This is a genomic window from Rhizobacter sp. P2_H2, assembly GCF_056403375.1.
On sequence record NZ_JBFUFP010000938.1, the window covers coordinates 1 to 2,139 of the forward strand.

A 2,139-nucleotide genomic window follows, 5' to 3' on the forward strand; every position below is an offset into this window, starting at 1 on the left:
CTGGACATCCGCGCGATGCACCGCATCACGGTGGCACCGCTGGCGGCGTTTCCGCGCGACCAGATCGAGGCCTGGAGCCGCGCGTTCGAGGCCGAGATGGCGGCGCGGGTGCCCGGCATCATGCAGGCCTTGGTGGAGCGCCACCAGCGTGCCGGCGACCTGTGCGCCATCGTCACCGCGACCACGCGCTTCATCGCCGAGCCCTTTGCCCGGCTGTTCGGCATCCGCCACCTGATGGCGACCGAAGGCGAGCTGCGAGACGGCTTGCTGACCGGCGAGATCGACGGCGAGCCCTGCCACCGCGAGCACAAGCTGAGCCGCGTGCTCGACTGGCTGGACCGGCCCGGCGGCTTGCAGGCCTTCGACGAATCCTGGTTCTATTCCGATTCCGCGAGCGACCTGCCGCTGCTGCAGGCGGTGTCGCATCCGGTGGCCGTGCGGCCGGAGCCTGTGCTGCGCGAGCATGCGCGGCGCTGCGGCTGGATGGTGCTTGATTCATAAAACAAGGAGACAGCTCATGGAATGGATTCGCCAGGTCAGCTTGGTCAGGCGGGTGATGATCGGCTTCGCCGTGATGGGTGCGATCGTGCTCGCGATGGGTGCGGCGGCGGCGTGGACCGTGCAGCAGCTTGCCGCGGGACCGCAGCGGATCAATGCCGATGCGGCCATCGGGTGGTTCAGTGCGGGCGCCATCGCCGGTTGCGCGGTGGCGCTGCTGGCCGGCTGGCTGATCCGCGGCAGCATCAAGGAGTCGGTCGAATCGACCGTTCAGTGCGTGATCCGCATTGCCGGCGGCGACCTCGAGACCAAGATCACGTCGTCGGGCAAGGACGAGATCTCGTGGCTGCGGGCCGAGCTGAACGCGATGCGCAAGAAGCTGCGCACGGTGGTGCTCGACGTGCGGCAGACCGTCGAGAGCGTCGACACCGCATCGGACGAGATCGCGAGCGGCAACACCGACCTGTCGAACCGCACCGAGCAGCAGGCGAACGCGTTGCAGCTGACCGTCGGCTCGATGGCGCAGCTGGCGGCCACGGTGAGCAGCAACTCGGACAGCACACGCGAGACGCGCAGCCGGGTCACGCTGTCCAGCGAGGTCGCGGCGCGCGGCGCGCAGACCATGCAGGACGTGATCGTGCGCATGGGCGAGATCCACGCCAGCGCCGGCAAGATCGCCGAGATCATCGGCGTGATCGACGGCATCGCGTACCAGACCAACATCCTTGCGCTGAATGCAGCTGTGGAGGCAGCGCGCGCCGGCGAGCAGGGTCGCGGCTTCGCGGTCGTGGCCGAGGAGGTGCGCAGCCTCGCGCAGCGCAGTTCGTCGGCTGCGCGCGAGATCAAGGCCTTGATCGGCGACTCGACGGAGAAGGTGGCGGCCGGTTCGCAGCTGGTCGCCGATGCCGGCCGCACGATGCGCGAGATCGTCGACAGCGTCGGCCAGGTGGCGGGGCTGATCGGCGACATTGCGCAGAGCGGTGCCTCGCAGAGCAGCGACATCGGCCGCATGCAGCAGGCGATCGCGCAGCTCGACACGATGACGCAGCAGAACGCCGCGCTGGTGGAGCAGCTGGCGGCGGCGGCGCAGTCGCTGCGGGGTCAGTCGGGGCGGCTCACCGCGGCGATGGGATCGTTCCGCGTCAATGCGTAGGCCCCTTCAGGGGCGACCGGCGTGGCAAAGGCGCGTGGGGTTGATCCCCAGGCCTATTGCGCGCGCAGTGCGGCCAGCCGTCGATGCGTGCCGGGGTGCGTCGCCGTGTCCTTCGTCACGCCGAGCCGCATGAAGGCCGAGATCACCGTGTCGCGCGGCACGCCCATCCCTTCCAGCGTGCGCAGCGCAAACGCATCGGCCTCGTACTCCTGCTGGTAGGCCAGGCCCGACGCCTCGCGCCCCAACCGGCCGGCGACCGGGTCGGTCTGGTCCGGGGTGACGCTGCCGGGCACCCATTTCTGGTACATCACGCCCATTTGCGCCCAGTGCGCCAGCGCCACATGACCCAATTCGTGCGCCAGCACGAACAGCCTGCCTTCCTCGGGCCAGTCGCCCAGCGATTCGTTGGCGATCACGACACGGCCGTGCAGCGTTTCAGCCACCACGTCGCCACGCACCACGCGCAACTCGGCAGCCCCCTCCAGCCC

3 protein-coding genes are annotated in these 2,139 nt (G+C 69.5%); 2 read left to right on the forward strand and 1 reads right to left on the reverse strand.

What is annotated here, in order from left to right:
• Both AC1D15_RS28455 and AC1D15_RS28460 read left to right on the forward strand, forming a co-directional pair.
• The coding region (locus tag AC1D15_RS28455; protein ID WP_477828657.1) for an HAD family hydrolase at window positions 1–501 on the forward strand (501 nt) is incomplete at its 5' end.
• Between the two features lie 16 nt (window positions 502–517).
• Entirely contained in the window at window positions 518–1,651 is a 1,134-nt protein-coding gene (locus tag AC1D15_RS28460) for a methyl-accepting chemotaxis protein (protein WP_477828658.1), read from the forward strand.
• 53 nt (window positions 1,652–1,704) lie between these two features.
• Here AC1D15_RS28460 and AC1D15_RS28465 read toward each other — a convergent pair.
• Window positions 1,705–2,139: M48 family metalloprotease (locus tag AC1D15_RS28465; protein WP_477828659.1), on the reverse strand; the 435-nt coding region annotated here is incomplete at its 5' end.